Here is a 22825-nt window from a genome sequence, read left to right as displayed (position 1 = left end):
GAAGCCAGCATTATGCTGGCTTCTTTGTCGATGTTATAAACTTTGCGTTCTAGTTATTTCGCTACAACCACAAAACGTCCTTCAAACTCACCAACCAGGGTGTCGCCATCAAAGATTTGCACTGGCACCTTATAACTGGCTTTACCATCGCTTTCCAACTGCTCAAAACAGCCTTCACACGCCTGTTGATCTACATGCGCTCTAGGCAGTGACTTAATTGGCTTTAGGTATTTAATATTGGCATCGGCTAAAACAATATCGCCTTCTTTACCCGCCTCTCTTAAGGCAAGGTAAGTAGCGCCCCATCCTGCCAGGGTTGCCATGGAATACACAGAGCCAGCAAACATGGTGTTGTGCACATTGATATTGGCATCCAAGTCAGCCACTACACTGAACTGCCAGTCCGTATATGATTCCACCTTAATACCCATCTTATCGCTGATGGGAATGGATTCACGCCAGGTATTTTGCAGCACCTGAGTCCAATCCGGATGACGGAACCAACCTGGCTCGCTCGGGCGTTGCTTAACCATGCGCCAATGCTGTACATCGCCATAGGCCAGATGCGCTTTTTCTTTTAATTCATAACCATGACGCTTATAAAACTCAAGCGCTCGCTCGCGGGCAAAGAGCACCAGCTCACCAGCATTTTGCGTCCAGGCAATCTTCTCTAATTCATGTAATAAACGGCTGCCTAAATGCTGGCCACGGTGCTCTTCGGCCACCGCCATATAGCGCACCTGAGCCTGCTGGCCATTGTTAAAATGCAATCGGGCGACGGCAAGTACCTCACCCGCTTTATTTTTAATAAAGCGATGTTCTGATTCCTGCTCTAAATCATCCTGCTCACTGCCACGTGGCTGATCCCATGGCGCGCGTAAAACCTGCCAACGCAATTGATAATACGCCTGCCAATCATCACTACTTTGTGGGGTGCTTACCTGGAACATACTTCCTCCAATCACTTTTTTGCCATCCACCATACAAGATTTAACGCTAAGGGCAAATAACACTAAAGCACAACTAGCCAAACAAACGTAAATGATTATGCACGGGAGGCGGTCTGGGTCTATGCTGAGCTAATGAAAGCCGCACTTATACATAATGACGCCGCATCCAGGCATTTTATTAGCAATTGCTCCCATCTGGGGCATTTACTTTATTGGTATCACCAAGGAGGCACTCGCCTCGAGGTGCGACAAGAGCAAGAGTTTCGCTGGCTGCTGCTTAATCACACCCTGCAGTCCGTCATTGTCGCCAATCAACCACAAAGGTTACTGCTGCCACATCTGCATATCCTGGCGCAATACTGGCAAACCCTGAAAAAGCCGCAGCGGGTGTTGGAGCTGGGCTTGGGTGGTGGCGCCATTCGTAACTACCTGCAACAATCTTATCCCGAGGCTGAGCTGATCTCGGTGGAACATAATGCCCAGGTGATCCACTGCTACAAACGCTTTTTTAGTGCCGGGCAAAGCGACAACCTCTGCTGCCTTGATGCCGAGCAAGCGCTTAACCGCTGCGGTCGTTTTGATTGGCTGATCTTGGATTTATTTAGTGAGCTGGATGCGCCGCTGTTTTTATTTCAGCAGCGTTTTTATGAGCTTTTGAGTGCGGCATTAGCGCCGCACGGATATGTGTTTATTAACTTTCTAGCGCATCACCCTAGCCAGTTAACGCGCTTAGAGCAGTTGCTTAGAGCCACCTTTGGCAAGGCGGCAAAAGTGATTTCCGTGCCCGGCTACGTCAATCATTTGCTCTTTATCAGCCGCTAAACCGTGAGATTAAAAGTGACTGGGCCGTCATTGGTTAAACTCACCTGCATATCAGCGGCAAACTGGCCGGTAGCTACGCTGATCCCTTGCTCCTGCGCCTTGGCGACAAAATATTCATACAAGTGAGTGGCCTGTTCTGGGGTGGCGGCACTGGAAAAACTCGGGCGCATGCCCTTTTTTGTATCCGCTGCTAGGGTAAATTGCGACACCACCATAAGCTGGCCGCCTATATCCTTAAGGCTGAGGTTCATCTTGCCCTGCTCATCGGTGAAAATCCGGTAATTGCTAACCTTGTGCAGCAACTTATCCGCCTGGGCTTCGCCATCGGCTTTCTCTACTCCAAGCAATAATAAAATGCCCTGGCCTATTTCCCCGACTAGCTTGCCTTCAACTTCCACTTTGGCGCCACTTACACGCTGAATTAATCCTTGCACTAAGACCTCTTTAACTGCAGATACATATGGTCGGTCGCCCGACATAGAGCCTGACAATATACCTCATTTTCAAAGGCGTAACCAAGCTCAGCAACTATCTGTAATTGGGCCTGCAGCGCATTTGCCAAGCGCTGCGCTCGGGCAAAGGAGCAACGTAAATCATAACGGCCATGAACCATATAAATGTGTAGCTTGCTGAGGTTACAAGCTCCTTGCAGCAGCTGCTCATCCGCTAAGAAAAAGCGGTTTACCAAATAGTGCAGCTGCAATTTTGCCAGCTGCAGATGATTATCCTGCTCCATGCTTTGGGGCCCCAATTGCTGCTGCCAGGCATCCCAAGCCTTGGCTGCTTCTATTTGAATCAGCTCATTGGCATCAAAAAGACGTTGATAGTAGTCCTTCACCAGCTCGTCTGGGGCCAAGCCTTTAGGATTAAACAGGTGATACTGCTGCGGATAAAATTGTGCCGCCGCTCCGGATGGTCCCAAGCTCCATGCGTAATCCTCGCGGGCGCCTAATAAGCTCGACCATAACAATAATGCCGACACCTGCTGAGGATGCGCTAAGGCATAACTCAGCGCCAGCATGGCACCAAAACCTTCACCGGCAAGAATTACACGGTTTAAACCGAAATGCTCACGTATCAGCTCCAGATCGGCAATCAATAAATCAAGATTATTGTGCGCGCAGGTGTGTGGAGTGGAGTTACCACAGCCGCGCTGGCTGTAGAGAAAGATACGATAATGATGGGGATTAAAATAAGCGCAGGGAGCGCGATTAAGGCCTGCACCTGGGCCATCATGGCAGACAAGCACAGGAAAGCCGTCACGATTACCATGCTCTTCAATTTCAAGTTGATGACCATGGGCCACGGCAAGATGATAAACCTGCCGTGGCGCTTTAATGGGGTAGCTTAACGCCATGCTCACTCCTTGTGAGCGGCAACCTCCTCGGCAACAATATCGTCAATAGGTGGCCGACTCACACTAATACATACGGTAAATTCCGCGCCCAGCAAGACCACAATCCACGACAGATAAACCCAGACAAACAAAATAGGCACGGTAGCCAGGGCGCCATAAATCAGTTCGTACGAGGGAAAATGACTGATATACAGTGCAAAGCCTTTCTTGGTCAGCTCAAACAGCAGCGCCGCAAAAATAGCCCCGGGGATCGCCGCCCTAAAGGGAACGCGGGTGTTAGGTACTAGAGTATAGAGCATTATAAAGCCCGCGGTGGAGATCACATAAGGCAGTGACTTAATGACAAAACCGCTGAATCCGGGGATCCCTTCATCGGCAAAGGACACCAGAGACACTATATAAGAAGTAACGCCGATACTAAGGCCAAGCAGCACGGGGCCAAGGCTGAGCACCATCCAATAGATGGCAAAGGAGATCATCATAGGGCGCTTTTTCTTAATGCGCCAAATACGGTTAAGGGTGGCATCTATATTGCGAATCAAAAACAGCGCCACAACCGCCAAAAAGCTCACACCCACAGCGGTCATCTTATTAGCGTTCCCGGTAAAGGCAACTATATGCTCTTTGATCACATCCGTAGAGGTGGGCACCATATTGGTGAATATATAGTTTTCGATATTAATGCGTATATCTTCAAAGCCGGGAAAGGCGGAAAAAATAGCCACACCCACGGCGATTAAAGGCACTAGGGATAATAAGGTAACATAAGCCAGGTAGCCGGCATTCACTGTGATCTGGTCTTCACCACAACGGGTAAAAAAGTAACGCCACCAGCGCGGCTGAGCTTTAACCCAAATTGCCAGGGTTGTTTTTATTTTGTCACTATCCCACTTCATTACTAACTCAAAGAAGAAAATCTTTTGCTTATCATAGCAATCAGCCACATAATTTACAGTATCAAGTTTCGAGACAGGACACTCTAATGCTCAAAAAAATAGCCCTAGCAACGGCTTTTCTTTCCCTTAGCGCATGCCAATCTGCCTACTACTCGGCCATGGAATCCGTAGGTGTACACAAGCGCGATATTCTTGTCGACCGGGTTGAAGAAACCAAGGAATCGCAACAAGAGTCTCAAGAAGAGTTTCAATCTGCCCTTGAACGCCTCAGTACCCTGATCAACTTTGACGGTGGCGATCTGCAAGACGCCTATGAGCAACTGAATGACGATTATGAGGCAAGTTTAGGCGCCGCCGAAGAGGTCAGCACCAATATCAACAAGGTTGAAGATGTGGCCGAAGCCCTGTTTGAAGAATGGGCCGACGAACTCGAGGAATACAAAAGTGCGTCTTTAAAACGCGAGAGCACGAAAAAACTGCGTGCCACTGAGCGCCAGTTTGCCCAGCTGTTGCGCTCAATGCGTGCCAGCGAAGCAAAAATGCAGCCGGTGCTGGAATCGCTGCAAGACAATGTGCTTTATCTTAAACACAACCTCAATGCTCAGGCCATCGCTGCCATCAAGGGTGAGTTTGCCAACCTGCAGCGTGATATCAAGGTGCTGATAGACGATATGAACCGCTCTATCGCCGACTCTAATCGCTTTATCGAACAAATGAATCAGGGCTAAGTCCTGAGCGGCATCGTTAGGCTGCCACCCTTTCAATCTAAAGGAGCCATTCGGCTCCTTTTTCTATCTCTGCGTCTTGCGCTTAGTAAATGATTTACAGCTCGTCATCAAAGATGTATTTTAAATGCAACTTTAAAGAAAGAGCTAAATAACTCAGCCTATGAATATCTCTCGTTTTACCGATTATTCGCTACGCACCCTGATCTATGCGGCCTTGCATCAGGGCGAAACTGTCACCATCAAGGCGGTGGCCGATAAGTATCAAATCTCCAAAAACCACCTGATGAAGGTGGTGCAAGTGCTAAGTAATAAGGATTACCTTACTGCCACCCGAGGTAAAAATGGCGGCATTCGCCTGAGCCGCGACCCAGCGCAAATCAATATAGGCGAACTGGTGCGCTTGCATGAGCAAGACTCGACCCTGGTGGAGTGTTTTGGCACGGATAATCACTGCGTGATCTCTCCTGCTTGCCAGCTTAAGGGAATTTTGGCGCAGGCCATGGAGTGCTTTTTTGCCCACTTAGATAATTTCACCCTGGCCGATTTAGTAAATTCAAACACGGATTCAGAGCTCAAACAGTTGCTACAAATAAGCGAACCACCTAAATTTTGAGATAACAAAGAGAGGATGTCATGGCTGTGTTACTACCCAGTGGACAAATTGCAGAACCCGATGAGAAGGCCCGTGGCTGGGCCTTTATGCGCTTAGCATTTCGCCCACTATTTTGGCTTGGCGCCCTGTTTGGCATGCTCAGCATTATCACCTGGAGCCTCACCTACACAGGTCACCTAGCGTTTTCCCCTTATGGCGGCGGCTATTTCTGGCATACCCATGAAATGCTGTTTGGCTTTGCCGTGGCCATTATGTCGGGCTTTTTATTAACCGCGGTGCAGAATTGGACCAGAGTGCCCAGCATTAAAGGCAAGCCTTTGGCGGCCTTAGTATTGCTCTGGTTAAGTGCGCGAATACTGCTGGCCCTACCCGCTTCATGGCTCCCCGCCGCCTTGGTGATTGCCGTGGATGTCGCCTTTCTACCCGCCGCAGCGTTGTGTTTTGCCTTACCCATTCTCAAGGCTCAGATGCAGCGCAATCTGTTTTTTGTGCCCCTGTTGCTGATGATGGCGACTCTAAATCTGTTAATGCACTTATCCCAGCTTCAGTTGATAGCGCTTAACTTCATTACCCTCAGTCATACCATGGTGCTAATGGTGGCCTTGGTCATGGTGATTATCGGTGGTCGAGTGTTCCCCATGTTTACCGCTAATGGCACGCAAACATCAAAAGTGGACAACATTGTCTGGCTGGATAAGGCGGCTATTGCCTCGGTATTCGTGTGTGCCCTGCTCACTTTGGTTAACAGCGAACAAGGTATTGCACTGCAGGGTATGGTCTTTATCACCGCGGCCTTAATTAACTTTGCGCGCGCCTGGCGCTGGCGCATCTGGGTAACCTTTGGCACCGCTTTGGTGTGGCCGCTGCATATCAGCTATTGGGCCATTTGTATCGGCCTGCTGATGCTGGGTCTGATAAAGTTAGAAGTATTAAGCAACCCTTCTTTGGCCTATCATGCCATTACCGTTGGCGGCATGGGGTTAATGATATTGGCTATGATATCTCGGGTGTCTCTCGGTCATACCGGACGCATGATCAGGGTAGGCTGGGTGATCAATAGCGCCTTTATCGCCCTGTTCAGCGCCTTTGTGATTCGGGTATTTGCGCCCCTGGTGAGTGATCAGTATCAAAGCCTGATCTTGGTGTCTGCGCTCTTGTGGACCCTTGCCTACCTGATTTATATCATCGCCTATGCCCCCGTGGTGTTTAAGCCCCGCGTAGATGGCCGTGATGGTTAGAAAGCATTTTTGCTATACGCACAAAAAAGCCCGCAACAAGTGCGGGCTTTTCATTATTCGCTGTAATTAGCTTTTTTTGCTTTCACGTGAAGCGCGCTTACGTTCGTTTTCCGTTAGGAAACGCTTACGAATACGAATGCTTTCAGGCGTTACTTCTACCAGTTCGTCATCATCGATAAACTCAAGCGCTTGCTCTAGCGTCATCTTGATAGGCGGCACAAGTGTTTGTGCTTCGTCAGTACCTGAGGCACGAACGTTGGTTAACTGCTTACCTTTAAGGGCGTTAACAGTTAGGTCGTTGTCACGGCTGTGAATACCGATAACCATGCCTTCGTACACTTCAACACCGTGGCCGATAAATAGCTTACCGCGCTCTTGTAGGTTGAACAGGGCGTTGGTTAGCGCTTTACCTTGAGCATTCGCGATCAATACACCGTTTTTACGCTGACCGATCTTACCGCCTTTGTGAGGACCGTAGTGATCAAATGTGTGGTACATCAAGCCTGTGCCTGAAGTTAAGGTCATAAATTCGGTTTGGAAACCGATTAGACCACGGCTAGGAATCATAAAGTCCATACGGATACGGCCTTTGCCATCTGGAGACATGTCGGTCATTTCCGCTTTACGCAGACCTAGTTGTTCCATGATAGAACCTTGGTGCGCCTCTTCACAGTCGATAGTTACCGTTTCATATGGTTCTTCAAGAACACCATCCACTTCACGAAGAATTACTTCTGGACGTGAAACTGCAAGTTCATAACCTTCACGACGCATGTTCTCGATAAGTACACCTAGGTGTAGTTCACCACGACCCGATACACGGAAGCTATCTGGGTTGTCAGTGTCTTCAACGCGTAGTGCTACGTTGTGAACAAGCTCGGCGTCAAGACGCTCGCGGATGTTACGTGAAGTTACGTATTTACCTTCTTGACCTGCAAACGGTGAAGTGTTTACAGAGAAAGTCATAGTAACCGTAGGCTCATCAACGCTTAGCGCTGGAAGCGCTTCAACATTGTTTACATCACAAATGGTGTCTGAGATTTTCAGCTCGCCAAGACCTGTGATAGCAATGATATCACCGGCAGTCGCTTCTTGTGCTTCGTGACGGTCAAGACCTAGATAAGTCAGTACCTGGCCAACTTTACCGTTGCGTGTTTTACCATCGGCACCGATAACAGTGACCTGTTGGTTAACTTTAACCGTACCGCGCTTGATACGACCAACACCGATAACACCTACGTATGAGTTGTAATCAAGCTGAGAGATCTGCATTTGCAGTGGACCTTGAGGATCCGCATCCGGTGCCTCAACTTCTTTAACAATCGCTTCGAACATGGGTTCCATGTTGTCCGAAGGCTCGTCTAAATCTAGTGTTGCCCAACCATTGATAGCCGATGCGTAGATCACTTTAAAGTCTAGCTGTTCGTCGGTTGCACCTAGGTTATCGAACAGGTCAAAAACCTGATCCATTACCCAATCAGGACGTGCGCTCGGCTTGTCGATTTTGTTGATAACAACGATTGGCTTCAAACCCTGTGCGAACGCTTTTTGCGTTACGAAACGCGTTTGCGGCATAGGACCTTCTTGAGCATCAACAAGAAGAAGTACAGAATCAGCCATCGATAGAACGCGCTCCACTTCACCACCGAAGTCGGCGTGTCCCGGAGTATCCACGATGTTGATATGGTAATCTTTCCAGTTGATTGCCGTGTTTTTCGCTAGGATGGTAATACCACGCTCTTTTTCAATGTCGTTGGAGTCCATCACTCGCTCTTCGTTACCACCGCGAGTTTGCAGTGTGCCCGATTGCTCAAGCAATTTATCAACCAGAGTTGTTTTACCATGGTCAACGTGCGCGATAATCGCGATATTTCTTAACTTTTCGATGCTCATATATCTACTTAAGAGGCTAGCCTCATTGTTCCTAGATGGTCCACGCTCGGCAAACAACTACCCGCGTCGAGTTTAAAAGGGCGCGTATTATCCCTTATAACGTCACTAGATGAAAGTTTATCCAACATTTTTTTCTGTGACTGTGACTTGATTGTCATATCGCACCGTTAGGGTGAATAAAAAACAACCACAGCAAAAATATTAGCAGGTATTTTTCGGCTAACCTATTGTACCTGGTACAAGGTAAGGGGTTTAATCTAAAGCCAGCCTTGGTCAAGCCGTAAACCAGGGCTGAAAAAGGGCAAAACAAATGCACCAAAGCAATGCAAACGCGCACCAAAAAGGTGCGTAATAGCTTTGGCGGAATAATAACTTTATTTAAAACTCTTAATAAACATGCGGTTGAATAATTGGCACACTTTTAGCTTGTTAGTGCACAATTGCAGTAAGATGCAGCACACAAAATATTCCTAGTTGGAGGACACATGTCACATACGGTTTTAACTTTTATTAAAGAAAATGACGTTAAGTTCGTAGATTTACGTTTTACCGATACCAAGGGTAAAGAGCACCACCTTTCTATCCCGCATCACCAAGCGGACGAAGACTTCTTCGAAGAAGGTAAAATGTTCGATGGTTCTTCTATTGCTGGTTGGAAAGGCATTAACGAATCTGACATGGTACTTCTACCAGACGTTAACAGCGCCAAACTTGACCCCTTTACAGAAGAAACCACACTTGTTGTGCGTTGTGACGTAGTTGAGCCTTCAACTTTACAAGGTTATGAGCGTGACCCTCGCTCTGTTGCTAAGCGCGCCGAAGAGTATATGCGCTCTACCGGTATCGCCGACACCGTTCTATTCGGCCCAGAACCAGAGTTCTTCCTATTTGACGATGTTAAGTACAAAACAGATATGTCTGGTTCTATGTACAAGATCGATTCTGAAGAAGCAGCTTGGAACTCAGACCGTGACTATGAAGGTGGTAACACGGGTCACCGTCCTGGTGTTAAAGGCGGTTACTTCCCAGTAGCGCCTGTTGATTCATCACAGGATTGGCGTAGTGCAACCTGCTTGGTACTAGAAGAGCTAGGCCATGTAGTAGAAGCACACCACCACGAAGTAGCCACTGCCGGTCAAAATGAGATTGCCACTCGCTTTAATACCATGGTTATCAAAGCGGATGAAATCCAAGAGATGAAGTATGTTATCCACAACATGGCTCACCTTTACGGTAAAACGGCAACCTTTATGCCTAAACCTCTAGTTGGCGACAACGGCTCTGGTATGCACTGTCACCAGTCTCTAGCCAAAGATGGCAAAAACCTTTTCGCTGGCGACAAGTACGGCGGCCTTTCTGAAGACGCACTTTACTACATCGGCGGTATCATCAAGCATGCTAAAGCGCTCAATGCCTTCACCAACCCGGCAACTAACTCTTACAAGCGTCTAGTTCCTGGCTTCGAAGCACCAGTAATGCTTGCTTACTCGGCACGTAACCGCTCTGCATCAATCCGTATTCCTGTAGTTCCTTCAGAAAAAGGTCGTCGTATCGAAGTACGCTTCCCTGACCCTGCGGCTAACCCATATCTGGCGTTTGCAGCTCAGCTTATGGCTGGTCTTGACGGTATTAAGAACAAGATCCACCCTGGCGATGCTATGGATAAGGATCTATACGACCTACCTGCAGAAGAAGCAGCTGAAATCCCAACGGTTGCAACTTCACTAGACGAAGCCCTAGCTTGTCTTGATGCAGACCGTGAGTTCCTAACTCAAGGCGGCGTATTCACTAATGACCTAATCGACGCCTATATCTCGCTGAAGGCAAAAGAAGTTGAAAAGCTAAACATGACAACTCACCCAGTTGAGTTCGAAATGTACTACAGCGTATAAACCAGATAAGACAATTTAGTTATATCATGTGTGTTCTAAAAGCCTGCTAAGCAGGCTTTTTTTATGGAAAAAATACAACCTTTGGACTAAAGTTAATACCTAGCCATTAATTTGGCTTATTTTGTTAATTATAAGAATAACAACCGTAAATAGGATTTCACGTGAACACAAGGCTGTATATTTTAAGCATGGTCGTGCTGCTAACTATTTTTAGTACAGCATGGGCCGCACCGAGCAAAGACATCTACGTGTACAAGGATGAAAATGGCGTATTGGTGTTTTCTGACACCCCGCGCAAAGGGGCGGAAAGAGTCACCCTTAACGCTCCGGTAATGAATATGCCCAGCGTCGACACCAGTATTCTCGATGAAGTCGATGACCTAGAGCAGGTGAAATTTTCTATCGCTATTACCACTCCAACGCAGGAAGAAACCATTCGCGACAACACCGGCTCGGTGCATGTCAGTGGCCAGGTAAAACCCAGGTTTTTACAAGGGCATAGTGTACAGCTGTTTATGGACGGTCAGGCCCATGGCGAACCACAAAGCTCCAGCCTTTTTGCCCTGCGCAATGTTGATCGCGGCGAGCACAGCCTGGTTTTAAAACTACTCAATAGCGAAGGCGAAGTATTGGCCAGCTCCAAGCCCATCACCTTCTTTATGCATCGCCGCTCGGTGATCACTGGTCCTTAATTACGGCGCAGCCAGAAAATGACTGCGCACAGCCCAATAAACCTGCTAAGATGGTTGCACCATGCTGGTGCAACTTATTAATCAAGATGAAACTTCACGGCGATTTCTTCCAGCAGATGTGGGAAAACCTGCACACTGCCATACTTATTTTAGATAAAAACTTTAACCTGGTTTACGCCAACACCAGTTGCACCGAGCTGCTTGGGCAAGGCTTAAAACGTATTCAAGGCCAAGCCTTCGAATCCCTATTTAGCTATCACTCGGTGGAACTTGAGCGCATAGCCAACTACACCCTCAAGCAAGGGGTGGATTGCCACCAGCACAGGGCTGACGTGGTGTTCGTCGATACTCGCCATGCCAACTTGGCACTTAATAGCCGCCGCATCAACTACCAGGGTGGGGTATTTTTGCTGCTTGAAATCCGCCAAACAGATGAAGAAATCCGCCTCGATCAAGCCTCTAACCAAATGCATCAACACCAAGCGGCAAGAACCCTGATCCGTAATTTAGCGCACGAAATTAAAAATCCCCTCGGTGGAATTCGCGGAGCGGCGCAATTATTGCAGTATGAGGTTGATCAGCAGGAGCGCGATGAGTGTGCACAGCTAATTATTCACGAGGCGGATAGATTAAGGCAATTGGTCGACAGGCTGCTGGGGCCAAATCAGCGCTTACAAAAGCAGGCGACCAATATCCATCAAACCCTGGAGAATGTATTAAAGCTCTGCATGTTGGATAACAATAAAAATATCGACCTGATTAAAGACTATGACCCGAGCATTCCGGATGTGGTGGTCGATGGCGATAAAATCCAGCAGGTCCTCCTTAACATAGTGCGCAATGCCATGCAGGCGCTCAGTGCGGGAGGCGAAATTAAGGTATCGACCCGGGTACGCTATCATGTGCGCCGCTACGATACGACACTCAAAAAAGCCCTGCAGATCAAAATTTGTGATAATGGCCCAGGCATAGCACCGGAGGTAAAGGAAACCCTGTTTTATCCCATGATCACCAATAAAGAAGGGGGGTCGGGATTGGGCTTGTCGATCGCACAAACCTTGATCGATCAGCATCAAGGCTTTATCGAGTGCGATAGCTGGCCGGGCCATACTGAGTTTACACTGTATTTGCCACTGTAAGCGGCTAAGAGGGCTATGATGAAATCTGTTTGGTTGGTAGATGATGACGCATCGATTCGCTTTGTGCTGCAAAAGGTACTGACGCGCAACGGTTATGAAGTCGAAAGCTTTGATAACGCTCAAGATGTATTAACCGCCCTGACCTTCTCACAACCGGCGGTCTTACTCTCGGATGTGCGCATGCCAGGATTGGATGGCATGGCCTTGCTGGAGCAGATCAGCGAAGAAAATCCTAACTTGCCGGTGATCATCATGACCGCCCATTCGGATCTGGACTCGGCGGTACAGGCCTTTCAAAAAGGAGCCTTTGAATACCTGGCCAAACCCTTTGATTTAGAAGAAGCGGTGAGCGTGGTTGATCGCGCCGTACGTGCCCATACGCAAAAAAAGGCCAAAAAAGCCACCAAGGAGCAAAAACGTTCGGTGATTATCGGCGAAGCACCGGCTATGCAGGAGGTGTTTCGCGCCATAGGTAAGCTTAGTGCATCAAGCATGAGCGTACTGATCAACGGCGAGTCTGGGACAGGTAAAGAGCTGGTTGCCAGCGCCCTGCATCAGCATAGCCCACGTAAGGATAATCCCTTTATCGCCCTGAATATGGCCGCCATTCCCAAGGACTTGGTGGAGTCTGAACTCTTTGGCCATGAAAAAGGGGCTTTCACCGGCGCCGACAGCGTGCGCAAGGGTCGCTTTGAGCAAGCCAATGGCGGCACCCTGTTCCTCGATGAAATCGGCGATATGCCTTTGGACGTACAAACCCGTTTATTGCGGGTGCTTGCCGACGGTGAATTTTATCGTGTTGGCGGCCACCAAAGCCTCAAGGTAGATGTGCGCATTATCGCCGCTACCCACCAGGATCTTGAGCGGCTGGCGCAACAAGGCAAATTCCGTGAAGACTTATTTCACCGTTTAAATGTGGTGCGCTTAAAACTGCCTCCCCTGCGCGAGCGCACCGAAGACATAGAGCAATTAGCCGAGTACTTCCTTAATAAAAGCGCGCAGGAATTAAAGGTGGCCAGTAAAACCTTAAGCCCACAGGCCTGTGAGCAAATGAAGCTGTTCAATTGGCCGGGCAATGTCAGACAACTGGAAAATACCTGTCGTTGGTTAACAGTAATGGCGCCGGGGGAATATATAGGCGCAGAAGACTTGCCGCCCGAGCTCAGTGCCAGCATAGAACAAGAAGCAGATTCTGACTGGCTCGAGCTATTCCAGCAGTGGCTTAATAACGAGTTTAAACAGGGTAAGGACAATGTCTGGCCCGATATTCAGGCACAGTTGGAAACGCGGCTGATCAAATCCGCCCTAGCCAGTTGTGGCGGCCATAAACAAGAAGCAGCGCTGCGTATTGGCTGGGGACGCAACACCTTGACGCGTAAGTTAAAAGAAAGAAATATCACGACACCCTTATGATGAAACTACTTGAAAATATCGCCATGTTTAAGCGCATGGAAATCATTAATCGGCTGCCCTTCTTTCGCAACTTCGAACTTGCTGAGCGACAGATGCTGTTGGAGTCCTTTTCACAATGGTATATGGTGCGCCAGGGGCAGTATGTATTTAAGCAGCATGAGCAGCAAAACCAGCACCTTTACATAGTGCTCAGCGGTGAGCTGATCATTTTTCGCCAGCACGATATGAAAAATCTGGGTCATATTCATCCCGGCGAATTTGTCGGTGAAGGCGCCTTTATCAGCCATAGAGAGCGCAGCACCAATGCCCGCGCCAGTGTCGATACCCTGGTGCTTGCCATCAACCCACAGGCACTAGTGAAACTGCCGGTAGTAGTACGGGAAAAGATTAAAGATCAATTGATTATCGGCATGAGTGAACGCATAGCCAAGCTCAGCAACGGCAATGACTCTAGCGAAACCCCTGCCACGCCTGCATCAGAGCAATAAGATCCTCGATGCCACAGGCGGCGACTAATTCAGATTCATCCAGCACTAGCTCGTCTGCGGCGTAGGCTTCTAAATCTTGTTCATCATGATGTAAGCCGTGGCTTTCAAAGAGTACCTCGCCATAAGCTATCACCACCCGCATTTCTTTACCCTTGATCACCAGCTCTTGGGCACCATTGAGCGAACTTCTTGACGACTCCTCGTTTAGGGCCTGCTGAAAACGCTGCAACAGCTGATCATTGTCATATAACTCATCGTTAAACCAGCGCGCCACCAAGCGGTGCTCATCACTGAGCTTTACACGTTTGCCCCATAGGGGGTCAGAATATAGCTGATATTCCATGGTATTTAGGCCCTTGTAAATAAGGCGCGCATCATACCAACAAGCATAGCTTTTACCAATTAACTTACATAGCTAATCATTCTAGCGAGCTAAATATCATGCTCACTGTGTTGGAATTTTTATATGGAGAATAACTACATAAGAAAAATTCCGCCTTGTTATCATATCATTTATCCAGCGCTATCTCTGATCACATACTTAACAGAATTGGTATCTTGCCCAGGGAATTAGTTGCTCCGCCGAGCCTATGAGCATGATAAAATCCCCTTATGTACCGCCACCAAAAATGACCATGTTCGATACCTTTGCCATTATTTTCCCACTGATTTTTATCGCCGGCGTCGGCTTTGCATGCGCCAAGCTGCGCTTTCTAAATGGTGAGCAACTCTCGGGGATCAGCCGCTTTACCTTTTACATCAGTATTCCGGTATTTCTGTTTATCAATATGGCGCAGGCACAACTGGGCAGCGTGCTTAGCCTGGAGCTAATGCTGAGCTTTTATATTCCGGTGGTGCTGATGTTTAGCCTGATGCTGATCTTGTATCGATACTATAGCGGCGATTGGTCACAAGGAGCTGTATTGGCACTGGGGGCCAGCTATTCCAACACTGTGTTAATCGGCCTGCCCATTGCCATTCAGGCGCTTGGCAAAGACATAGCGGCCACGGTTTTTGTGCTGATCACCTTTCACAGCGCCCTGCTATTTTTACTCACCTATGCATTTTCGGGTCGCTCGCAAAAGGTAAGCTGGCTCACTACGGTGCGCCAACTGGTGTTAAACCCGGTGATCTTGGCCATTACCTTAGGCTTGCTGTTCAACCTAAGCGGCTTGGCCTTACCCATGCCTTTGGAAAATGGTTTAGCGCTACTGGCTGAGCCGGCCATAGCCGGAGCCCTGTTTGTATTAGGCGCCAATTTACATCACTACCAAATTCGCCCTGGGCTGCACCTGGCTTTAGGCCTATCTGCCTGTAAGCTATTCTTGCTCCCTGCCCTAGTGTGGTTATTTGCCAGCCAGGTCTTTGCCTTGCCACAGCAACAGCTGCTACTTGTGGTGCTGCTCAGTGCTTCACCCTTGGGTGTAAATGCCTATTTGGTGGCGAAACAGCTCAATACCCGCAGCGAAGTATTGGCCAGCACTGTAGTGTTAAGCACACTGCTCAGTGTAGTGAGCTTCTTCTTTTGGCTCACCCTGATATAAAAGGCATAAAAAAGCGTGCTCTAGGCACGCTTCTTTTTACATCAATCGTAAGAACGATATTTAGCGGCATCGATAATAGCCCATACATAGACGATTGCGGCAATAATGCCGGGCACTATCAGCCACCATAGGGCGGCACCACCGAAGAAGAAGATGGCAAATAATAAGGCCGCAAGAATACGCCCCTGTACCAACTGCCCCAGCCCCGGGAAGAATACGTTACATAGAGCGGCGATTACGTTACCACCTGAACCTTGTCCTGACATATAAGCCTCGTTAGTCAATTACTATTCTTTAATTACCATAACCAATTACAATAATTAGGCCAACTTTTTATATTTGTTTTTCAATAAGTTAAAGACTTAGCCTTTTTGTAATCCCATTAACTTTAGCCTATCATGCTAAAGTTTAGCCTTTTTAACATTACCCTATCTATGTTAAGAAAGTAATAGTTAAGACAATAATAATTAATACCAAATAGTTACAGACCTATGCTAGCCAAAATTGCCAAACCCATAGCCAAACTGACCGACAAATACATGCCGGACCCGCTGCTGATAGTTATGCTGCTCACCCTGGTGAGCTTTGCGCTCGCATTAATAAGCAGTGATCACTCGCCCCTAGCCCTAGTGCAAATGTGGGGCGGCGGCATCAGTAACCTCTTCACCTTTGCCATGCAGATGCTGCTGGTCTTGGTATGTGGCTACCTGCTGGCCACCACTCCCAGTGTCGAGCGCGGTTTAAACTTTGTCGCTCGACGCCTTAATACGCCGGCCAAGGCGGTGGTGGTTACCACCTTGGTCGCCCTCTTAGCGAGCTGGCTTAACTGGGGCTTTGGTCTGGTGGTCGGCGCCCTGTTTGCCAAGGCGGTGGCGCGCTTTTGTCGCGTTGACTACCGGGTGCTGGTAGCCAGTGCCTATTCCGGATTTATTATTTGGCACGGCGGCTTATCAGGTTCGATCCCATTAACCATTGCTACACCGGGGCACTTTGCCGAGCAGCAAATCGGCCTGATTGATACCTCGCAAACCCTGTTCTCAACACTAAATCTGGCACTGGTGATTGGCCTGGCCGTTATTTTACCCCTGCTTAATTACTGGTTGCTGCCTAAGCCACAAGACGCCGTGTATGTCGATGCCGAGCAACTTCAAGGCGATAAAGAAACGGCACAACAAAATGCTGCAGGCAACTCCTTAGAGCTGGCCCGTTGGCCTACCGCAACCTTAGGTTTGCTGGGTCTGATTTATTTGGGCAACAGCTTTTATACGGGTGCGCAAGGCTTAAACCTCAACACCATTATCGCCCTGTTTCTGTTTTTTGCCCTGTTATTACAACCCAGCACCAGTGCGCTAATTACCCAACTCAATAATGCGGTGCGCAGTGGCAGCGGCATTGTTATTCAATTCCCATTTTATGCTGGCTTGATGGCGTTAATGAGCCAAAGCGGCTTGGCCAAGGATATCTCTGAGATGTTTATCGCCCTGTCTGATAGTACAACTCTGCCAATCTGGAGTTTTCTTAGCGCCGGCCTGGTGAATATTTTTGTGCCTTCGGGAGGCGGTCAGTGGGCGGTACAGGCTCCCTTACTACTCCCCGCAGCGCAGGCTCTTGAAGTACCGGTTTCCTCGGTAGCCTTAGCGGTAGCCTGGGGCGATGCCTGGACTAACCTGATCCAGCCATTTTGGGCCATTCCTGTGCTGGCCATTGCTGGTTTAAAGGCCAAAGACATTATGGGCTTTTGTCTCATTCAACTGCTGGCCAGCGGCTTGTATATCATCTTGCTGTTAGCCCTGCTCGCTTAGGTGCTCGCCTCAAAGTAGGAGTAATTTTAGGGGCATACTCTTGCCTTGATCTGATTATTCCAGCAAATACAGGCCTCACCTTTATTATAAATAGTTGGCAGTCTGCCCATTACACTATAAAGTTGAGGCCAGTACTGCCACTGCTTTAGGTCAATAATCCACTAGGTAAAACCATATGCCCGTCAATGTGTTACTTGTTGAAGACGATGAGCTACTCGTTAAGCGCATCGAAAATCATTTTGCCGATACCGAGTTTTGCATCCAGGTCGATAGCACAGGGGCGCAAGCATTGGCTTTGGCGCAAGCGTCACAGGGCGACTCCCAGCATGCCATCGAATTGGCCATTGTCGATATCGTCTTACCCGCAAAGGATGGCCTCACCTTAGCCCGGGAGCTGAGCACGCTTACCGAGATCGGCGTTATCATGCTTTCAAGCCGGGACTCGCAGTCGGATCGCATCGCCGGTCTGGCACAAGGTGCCGATGATTATATCTGCAAGCCCGTTGACTTGCTTGAGCTCGAATTGCGTATGCGTGCCGTATATAAGCGCCTGCATGGCGCAACTAGCCAGGCCAGTGACAGCACAGAATATATTGAATATGCAGACTTTAAACTGCATCCGGATAATCGCACCCTGATCACCGCCAACAACGAAGAGCTGCGTCTTACCGAGGCAGAGCACAAGGTATTAATTTGCTTAATTGCCAATGCGGGTAAAGCCACATCGCGGGAGAAGGTGTCAGAGGAAATTGGTCAGCCAGACTGGAGCCCTACGGATCGCACCGTGGATGTACTGATAGGTCGCCTGCGTAAAAAGCTGGGCGATGAAAAAGAGCAAAAGCGCATTGTCACTGTGCGTGGCAAGGGCTATATGCTCTCTTCAAGTTAAGGTCTAAAAGAAGACCTAAAACAGAATATTCCCCTGCTGGTAGGCCGCCAGTGACTGTTGGAATGGCGCCAACTCAAAAGCCTGTTCATTGGCTTCATTCACTGCCTGTTGCTGATAATCAACCGCCTCTTCAAAGTTGCCCAATTTAGCATGCGCCGCTGCCAGATAAGCATAAGCAAGGGGGTGATCATTCTCATCCGCTACTTCTTCGGCCAGCTCTATGGCTTTTTCCAACTCACTGCCATTATCGGAATAGCGTACATACCAACCGGCTAACTTGCGCTTAGCGATCAGGCTGCCCTGCGCCGTCGCTTTTTCTAACCAATGCTTAGCCTGCTCCGCATAAACAGCAGAACCATCGGCTTTGGTCATCAGGCATTTGCCCAGCTGTAATTGCGCCCGGCTATGATCTTGTTTGGCCGCCAAAGTCAGTAGACGCAGATTACAGTTCACCCCAAGCTGAAACAGGGTATCGCTATGGCCTCCCATGGCTGCCTTATGCTGCCAATAACGCCATTGCTGCTGTTCTTCCTTGTTACTCAATGGCTTAATCTCAACATGGGCAGTAATTTGGTCATTCAAATAGGCTGAATTCGGCACCTGATTATTATAGAAAAACTGCACTCGATACCAATTTTGCTCTTTTAACTCTCCATCAGCGGCACTTAGCTGCCATTGCTGCATCAGGGTTTCGGATTTTTTGCGTAAAACCCTGGGAATATTCACTTGCTCATACGGCTGCCAATGAACTACCTTCCCCTCGGCATTCAGATTAACCAGATAAGAAAAGGTAAAGTAAGTGGTTTCTAACTTTTCCTGTTTGGTAAATTCTGGCTGAGTAATGCTACTAAAACTTATTTGTGGCGCAACCACAGGTATGTCCTTCACGCCGCCGTCGATAGCATGATATTGAGGCTGCTCATCCAACAACTTTAATACCTGAGCTAATTCGGCCTGGGCATTTACATCATCTCTTTTAGCCTGCTGTAATAATCGCTCGGCTCTGGCCTTGAGTTTTTGACTCATTTCACTGTCTTGGGCACCGGCGAAAACACCGCGAATAATGGCATTATGGAACTTTTTATCGGCGGCAACAAAACGAGTTTCCCGTAATTTTTCGGCGATGCTTTGGCCGAACTCAGGAGCCGGATAGGAATTCAGTAAGATAAGATCCCGCGGCACGCCATTTTCATCTATATCAAAGATATAGCTGGCCAGCCCTGGCACTGCATCGCTTCGTAAGGCATCGGGATAAGCAGTAGCTGGATTAGCAGTTTTTTCTCTGGTCGGATTATAAGTAAGCGTACGACTGAGCTCATAATTGATGCTTTGAGTTCCTAGCTTGCCGTAGCGAGCAATGAGTTCATCGGCCAAGTTTTTAGCCTGTGCTAACTGGGATTTATCCAGGCGGCGAACCACAGACTTTCTGGCCTGCTCGGCCATTTTAAAGCCATTATCCATGGCCACGGAAAAGTAACCGTAGGCCTTGATGGGATCAGCCTTTACGCCTTGTCCGCGCAAGTACTGCACCGCAAGATTAAACTGACTGCGGCCATCACCCAGTTCGGCGGTTTGCTCAAATAAGGTAAAGGCTTTTTGGTATTGCTGATCAAGATAAAAAGTCATGGCATCGCTGGCATTTGCCAGACAAAGTTGAGGTAATAAGGCGGCCGCAAAAATCCACTTTTTCATTGAACACTCCAATTTAGCTAGTTCAACAATGTTAACAGCTGGTAAATATTGGCGCAACGGCAACTACCCCAGCGTCGCCACCATGCGCTCAAAGGCACGATAACTCAGAGCCTCTTTAATACAGGCTTGCGAAATTTCCCGCTCGCCGGCAAGGTCGGCTATGGTTCGTGCCACCTTGATAATACGTTGATGAGAGCGGGGCGACAGCTTAAAGCGTTCACTGGCAGCACCAAGATAATCCCGACACAAAGCAGTTAAGGCACAGTGGGTCTGTAACTCTTGCACCGACAACAAAGCATTAACCTTGCCTTGGCGTTGCTGCTGCTTCTGCCAGGCGGCGATCACCCGGGCGCGAATGGTCGCGCTGTCTTCTTCTGCTTGCGACGAGAGCAGTTGAGCACTGGGAATACGGGGCAATTCAATTTGCAGGTCGATTCGATCAATAAAGGGGCCTGAAATACGTGCCAGATAGCGCATCACCTGATCCGGCGTTGCCCGCTTATCGCTATAATGCCCAGTAGGGCTGGGATTCAGTGCAGCAATTAGCTGAAAACGTGCGGGAAAATCCACCTGCTGCGCCGCTCGCGAGATAGTCACCTTACCGGTTTCCATTGGCTCTCTTAGGCTATCTATAACCTTACGTTCAAATTCGGGTAGTTCATCTAAAAACAAGACACCGTTATGAGCCAAAGAAATTTCACCTGGCTTAGGTTTAGATGAACCGCCAACCAGAGCCACCGCCGAGCAGGTATGATGAGGGCTGCGAAACGGACGCTGCAGCCACTTGCTGGCATCGATAGGCTTTCCCGAGACTGAATATACGGCGGCAGTCTCCAGAGCCTGTTGCGTGGACATCTGCGGCAATATGGTCGGAAACCTCTGTGCCAACATGGATTTACCTGTACCGGGAGGACCACTAAATAGTACATTATGGCCACCTGCGGCAGCGATTTCTAACACCCGCTTTGCCATGGGCTGACCCTTGACCTCACTAAAGTCGACGCTCGTCGGCGTGATCTTTTGCTCAATGGGCAAAGGAGTCACCAAGTCCAACTCTTGCTGCCCAGAAAGGTCGTGCCAGAGCTGCTGTAATGAATGGGCGCATTTAACCCGAGCCGTGTCGATTAATGCTGCCTCACCTTGATTCTCTGCACTTAGGTAGACCAGGCGATTGGCCTTGTTGGCAGCCATGACCGAAGGGATCACCCCGCGAATGGGGCGCAATTGTCCATCCAGACCAAGCTCAGCCAGCAACTCAACCTGAGCAAGATTGGCAAACTTAAGCTGCCCCGAGGCAATGAGTATACCCACGGCAATGGCAAGGTCGTAACGCCCTCCCTCCTTGGGTAGATCGGCGGGAGCCAGGTTGACGACTATACGTTGGTTGGGAAAGATAAAATGACTATTCTCAATGGCACTGCGCACCCTGTCCTTAGCTTCCTTTACCGAGGTTTCTGGTAACCCAACGATATTGAAATTGGGCAGGCCGGAGCCGAGATACACTTCAACACGCACCTCAATGGCTTCGATACCGATTTGTTCACGAGTATATACTTGCGCTAAAGACACATCCCTGCCTCCTTGCCTGACTAGTTAATCTAAGTCTAGCTAGGATATCGGAAAACGTATAAACCCAAATTCCAGCGAATGGCAATAAGGCGCACCAGCAAGGTAGCGATACCACCTAGCCACATAGCCAACTCAGGATTGGTTCCTAGGTGCACAAGCAATATATACAGACCAGCACCGACAACACAGGCAATGGCGTACAAAGGGCCTTTTAACAGCATGGGCACCTCTCGCGCCAAAACATCGCGAATAACGCCACCAAAACAGCCTGTCAGTACCGCCATGATCACAGCCGTCATTGCCGGGACCCCAAGTTCCAGCGCCTTTTGAGCACCCATAATGGCAAAAAAGGCGATCCCCAGAGCATCAGCGAGTTGCAAGCAGTAGTGAGGAAAGTTTGGTTTATAGTTAAGCCACATTATGGTGATAAAAACCGTGACTAGTATGGTGATAAAATAACTGGTGTCATACACCCAAAATACCGGTACATCTAAAAGCATATCACGCAATGTACCACCTCCAATGGCGGTTACAGCGGCTAGGACGATCACACCAAATCCATCCATATTTTTTTCATGAGCCAGCAGCGTGCCGGAAATAGCAAAAACCGCTACACCTAAGAGATCAAACCAATGATAAAGCTCATACATAGTCACTGCTCATGAACAAAAACTCTTTGTAACATAAGCATAAAAGTACTGGCAACCATGATGAGACAAGGCTATTGGAGATTTGCGTTGTAGATCGGGGTTTGCCGCCATGGATGGCGGTAGTAGAACAATGCAGGAGCACATTGTCGAAAACCCCGACAAGGTGCAGATACATGTCGCGATGACATGCCACATTGTCGACCTAAAAGGCCGACCTAAAAACACAAAAAACCCGCTGCATTGCTGCAACGGGTTTCTTCAATTAGGCGATGAATGACCGAGGATTAAGTATCATCGCAGCACGAGGAGGTGACAAACCTGTCTGGAACAGATTTGAACAGCGTTAGCTGGCCCGAAGGGGGGAATACAGGACGTATTCAATACTGCATGGATGACCGATGTAACCAAGCTACATGGATGTATTGTTAAAACAACTCTGCTTCCCAGCCTTCTGTGAGCAACATCCAAGCGGGTTTAATATTCTGCTTTTGCAAGGCTAAAGCCTCGCCTACAGATAGCCGTGGGAGTTTTTTTATGTCGGGGCTGGCCTTCCAATCT

22 protein-coding genes are annotated in these 22825 nt (G+C 48.6%); 12 read left to right on the top strand and 10 right to left on the bottom strand.

The window, feature by feature from the left end:
- Positions 1-53: 53 nt before the first annotated feature.
- The gene (locus WCN91_RS12120; RefSeq protein ID WP_342679403.1) at positions 54-950 is read right to left on the bottom strand and encodes a bifunctional GNAT family N-acetyltransferase/hotdog fold thioesterase; all 897 of its coding nucleotides are present in this window, start codon (positions 948-950) and stop codon (positions 54-56) included.
- Between the two features lie 132 nt (positions 951-1082).
- Here WCN91_RS12120 and WCN91_RS12115 point away from each other — a divergent pair, with 132 nt between their 5' ends.
- Positions 1083-1772 carry a spermidine synthase gene (locus WCN91_RS12115; protein WP_342679401.1) on the top strand — a complete coding sequence of 230 codons (690 nt, stop codon included), beginning with the start codon at positions 1083-1085 and terminating at the stop codon, positions 1770-1772.
- On the opposite strand, the gene dtd is transcribed toward WCN91_RS12115, so the two are convergent.
- From dtd to WCN91_RS12100, 3 genes are read right to left on the bottom strand one after another with little or no spacing between them, the layout of a single operon-like run.
- Entirely contained in the window at positions 1769-2206 is a 438-nt protein-coding gene (dtd, locus tag WCN91_RS12110; protein ID WP_342679399.1) for a D-aminoacyl-tRNA deacylase, read from the bottom strand. The genes WCN91_RS12115 and dtd overlap by 4 nt on opposite strands.
- Positions 2206-3129: an alpha/beta fold hydrolase gene (locus WCN91_RS12105; protein WP_342679397.1), complete on the bottom strand. Its 924-nt coding sequence runs from the start codon at positions 3127-3129 to the stop codon at positions 2206-2208. The genes dtd and WCN91_RS12105 overlap by 1 nt, the downstream gene beginning before the upstream one ends.
- A 2-nt stretch (positions 3130-3131) precedes the next feature.
- Complete coding sequence (locus tag WCN91_RS12100; protein ID WP_342679395.1) at positions 3132-4025, bottom strand: virulence factor BrkB family protein; 894 nt, start codon at positions 4023-4025, stop codon at positions 3132-3134.
- A gap of 86 nt (positions 4026-4111) precedes the next feature.
- Here WCN91_RS12100 and WCN91_RS12095 point away from each other — a divergent pair, with 86 nt between their 5' ends.
- From WCN91_RS12095 to WCN91_RS12085, 3 genes are all read left to right on the top strand, one after another.
- Positions 4112-4753, top strand: coding sequence for a DUF2959 domain-containing protein (locus WCN91_RS12095; protein WP_342679393.1), 642 nt, complete (start codon positions 4112-4114; stop codon positions 4751-4753).
- A 160-nt stretch (positions 4754-4913) separates the two neighbouring features.
- Entirely contained in the window at positions 4914-5366 is a 453-nt protein-coding gene (locus tag WCN91_RS12090) for an Rrf2 family transcriptional regulator (RefSeq protein ID WP_342679391.1), read from the top strand.
- A gap of 20 nt (positions 5367-5386) precedes the next feature.
- A complete protein-coding gene (locus WCN91_RS12085; RefSeq protein ID WP_342679389.1) occupies positions 5387-6604 on the top strand; it encodes an NnrS family protein in 1218 nt (405 codons plus the stop codon).
- Positions 6605-6670: 66 nt separating this feature from the next.
- On the opposite strand, the gene typA is transcribed toward WCN91_RS12085, so the two are convergent.
- The gene (gene typA, locus WCN91_RS12080; protein WP_342679387.1) at positions 6671-8497 is read right to left on the bottom strand and encodes a translational GTPase TypA; all 1827 of its coding nucleotides are present in this window, start codon (positions 8495-8497) and stop codon (positions 6671-6673) included.
- Between the two features lie 485 nt (positions 8498-8982).
- Between typA and glnA the strand changes: the two genes are divergently transcribed.
- From glnA to WCN91_RS12055, 5 genes are all read left to right on the top strand, one after another.
- On the top strand, positions 8983-10389 hold the full coding sequence (glnA, locus tag WCN91_RS12075; protein ID WP_342679385.1) for a glutamate--ammonia ligase: 1407 nt from the start codon (positions 8983-8985) through the stop codon (positions 10387-10389).
- Positions 10390-10550: 161 nt separating this feature from the next.
- Complete coding sequence (locus tag WCN91_RS12070) at positions 10551-11081, top strand: DUF4124 domain-containing protein (protein WP_342679383.1); 531 nt, start codon at positions 10551-10553, stop codon at positions 11079-11081.
- An 86-nt stretch (positions 11082-11167) separates the two neighbouring features.
- On the top strand, positions 11168-12220 hold the full coding sequence (glnL, locus tag WCN91_RS12065; protein ID WP_342679381.1) for a nitrogen regulation protein NR(II): 1053 nt from the start codon (positions 11168-11170) through the stop codon (positions 12218-12220).
- An 18-nt stretch (positions 12221-12238) separates the two neighbouring features.
- A complete protein-coding gene (gene ntrC / locus WCN91_RS12060; protein ID WP_342679494.1) occupies positions 12239-13633 on the top strand; it encodes a nitrogen regulation protein NR(I) in 1395 nt (464 codons plus the stop codon).
- Positions 13633-14121: a cyclic nucleotide-binding domain-containing protein gene (locus WCN91_RS12055; RefSeq protein ID WP_342679492.1), complete on the top strand. Its 489-nt coding sequence runs from the start codon at positions 13633-13635 to the stop codon at positions 14119-14121. The genes ntrC and WCN91_RS12055 overlap by 1 nt, the downstream gene beginning before the upstream one ends.
- Here the strand turns inward: WCN91_RS12055 and WCN91_RS12050 are convergent.
- Positions 14084-14464 (bottom strand): YacL family protein, encoded by a 381-nt coding sequence (locus WCN91_RS12050; RefSeq protein WP_342679379.1) that lies wholly within the window; start codon positions 14462-14464, stop codon positions 14084-14086. The two genes, WCN91_RS12055 and WCN91_RS12050, sit on opposite strands and share 38 nt — an antisense overlap.
- 253 nt (positions 14465-14717) lie before the next feature.
- Here WCN91_RS12050 and WCN91_RS12045 point away from each other — a divergent pair, with 253 nt between their 5' ends.
- A complete protein-coding gene (locus WCN91_RS12045) occupies positions 14718-15665 on the top strand; it encodes an AEC family transporter (protein ID WP_342679377.1) in 948 nt (315 codons plus the stop codon).
- A 41-nt stretch (positions 15666-15706) separates the two neighbouring features.
- On the opposite strand, the gene WCN91_RS12040 is transcribed toward WCN91_RS12045, so the two are convergent.
- Positions 15707-15931, bottom strand: coding sequence for a hypothetical protein (locus WCN91_RS12040; RefSeq protein ID WP_105199284.1), 225 nt, complete (start codon positions 15929-15931; stop codon positions 15707-15709).
- Positions 15932-16156: 225 nt separating this feature from the next.
- Between WCN91_RS12040 and WCN91_RS12035 the strand changes: the two genes are divergently transcribed.
- Positions 16157-17467 (top strand): short-chain fatty acid transporter, encoded by a 1311-nt coding sequence (locus WCN91_RS12035; protein ID WP_342679375.1) that lies wholly within the window; start codon positions 16157-16159, stop codon positions 17465-17467.
- A gap of 175 nt (positions 17468-17642) precedes the next feature.
- Positions 17643-18356, top strand: a complete 714-nt coding sequence (locus tag WCN91_RS12030) for a winged helix-turn-helix domain-containing protein (RefSeq protein WP_342679373.1) — start codon at positions 17643-17645, stop codon at positions 18354-18356.
- A gap of 15 nt (positions 18357-18371) precedes the next feature.
- Here the strand turns inward: WCN91_RS12030 and WCN91_RS12025 are convergent, their stop codons facing one another.
- The 3 genes from WCN91_RS12025 to WCN91_RS12015 all read right to left on the bottom strand — a co-directional run bounded on the left by WCN91_RS12025 (position 18372) and on the right by WCN91_RS12015 (position 22267).
- Positions 18372-20048: an SEL1-like repeat protein gene (locus WCN91_RS12025; protein ID WP_342679371.1), complete on the bottom strand. Its 1677-nt coding sequence runs from the start codon at positions 20046-20048 to the stop codon at positions 18372-18374.
- A 63-nt stretch (positions 20049-20111) separates the two neighbouring features.
- Complete coding sequence (locus tag WCN91_RS12020) at positions 20112-21617, bottom strand: YifB family Mg chelatase-like AAA ATPase (RefSeq protein ID WP_342679369.1); 1506 nt, start codon at positions 21615-21617, stop codon at positions 20112-20114.
- A 35-nt stretch (positions 21618-21652) separates the two neighbouring features.
- On the bottom strand, positions 21653-22267 hold the full coding sequence (locus WCN91_RS12015) for a trimeric intracellular cation channel family protein (protein ID WP_342679367.1): 615 nt from the start codon (positions 22265-22267) through the stop codon (positions 21653-21655).
- Positions 22268-22825 lie beyond the last annotated feature (558 nt).

The organism is Pseudoalteromonas qingdaonensis, from assembly GCF_038739665.1.
Classification (GTDB): Bacteria; Pseudomonadota; Gammaproteobacteria; order Enterobacterales; family Alteromonadaceae; genus Pseudoalteromonas; species Pseudoalteromonas qingdaonensis.
Note: the sequence above shows the minus strand (reverse complement) of the source record. Positions and strands in the feature narration are given on the sequence as shown.

Bases quoted from the DNA above. Each gene is read 5' to 3' on its own strand.
- WCN91_RS12120 (WP_342679403.1), bottom strand. From the start codon at position 950: ATGTTCCAGGTAAGCACCCCACAAAGTAGTGATGATTGGCAGGCGTAT.
- WCN91_RS12115 (WP_342679401.1), top strand. From the start codon at position 1,083: ATGAAAGCCGCACTTATACATAATGACGCCGCATCCAGGCATTTTATT.
- WCN91_RS12105 (WP_342679397.1), bottom strand. From the start codon at position 3,129: ATGGCGTTAAGCTACCCCATTAAAGCGCCACGGCAGGTTTATCATCTT.
- WCN91_RS12100 (WP_342679395.1), bottom strand. From the start codon at position 4,025: ATGAAGTGGGATAGTGACAAAATAAAAACAACCCTGGCAATTTGGGTT.
- WCN91_RS12095 (WP_342679393.1), top strand. From the start codon at position 4,112: ATGCTCAAAAAAATAGCCCTAGCAACGGCTTTTCTTTCCCTTAGCGCA.
- WCN91_RS12090 (WP_342679391.1), top strand. From the start codon at position 4,914: ATGAATATCTCTCGTTTTACCGATTATTCGCTACGCACCCTGATCTAT.
- WCN91_RS12085 (WP_342679389.1), top strand. From the start codon at position 5,387: ATGGCTGTGTTACTACCCAGTGGACAAATTGCAGAACCCGATGAGAAG.
- typA (WP_342679387.1), bottom strand. From the start codon at position 8,497: ATGAGCATCGAAAAGTTAAGAAATATCGCGATTATCGCGCACGTTGAC.
- glnA (WP_342679385.1), top strand. From the start codon at position 8,983: ATGTCACATACGGTTTTAACTTTTATTAAAGAAAATGACGTTAAGTTC.
- glnL (WP_342679381.1), top strand. From the start codon at position 11,168: ATGAAACTTCACGGCGATTTCTTCCAGCAGATGTGGGAAAACCTGCAC.
- ntrC (WP_342679494.1), top strand. From the start codon at position 12,239: ATGAAATCTGTTTGGTTGGTAGATGATGACGCATCGATTCGCTTTGTG.
- WCN91_RS12055 (WP_342679492.1), top strand. From the start codon at position 13,633: ATGAAACTACTTGAAAATATCGCCATGTTTAAGCGCATGGAAATCATT.
- WCN91_RS12050 (WP_342679379.1), bottom strand. From the start codon at position 14,464: ATGGAATATCAGCTATATTCTGACCCCCTATGGGGCAAACGTGTAAAG.
- WCN91_RS12045 (WP_342679377.1), top strand. From the start codon at position 14,718: ATGATAAAATCCCCTTATGTACCGCCACCAAAAATGACCATGTTCGAT.
- WCN91_RS12040 (WP_105199284.1), bottom strand. From the start codon at position 15,931: ATGTCAGGACAAGGTTCAGGTGGTAACGTAATCGCCGCTCTATGTAAC.
- WCN91_RS12035 (WP_342679375.1), top strand. From the start codon at position 16,157: ATGCTAGCCAAAATTGCCAAACCCATAGCCAAACTGACCGACAAATAC.
- WCN91_RS12030 (WP_342679373.1), top strand. From the start codon at position 17,643: ATGCCCGTCAATGTGTTACTTGTTGAAGACGATGAGCTACTCGTTAAG.
- WCN91_RS12025 (WP_342679371.1), bottom strand. From the start codon at position 20,048: ATGAAAAAGTGGATTTTTGCGGCCGCCTTATTACCTCAACTTTGTCTG.
- WCN91_RS12015 (WP_342679367.1), bottom strand. From the start codon at position 22,267: ATGTATGAGCTTTATCATTGGTTTGATCTCTTAGGTGTAGCGGTTTTT.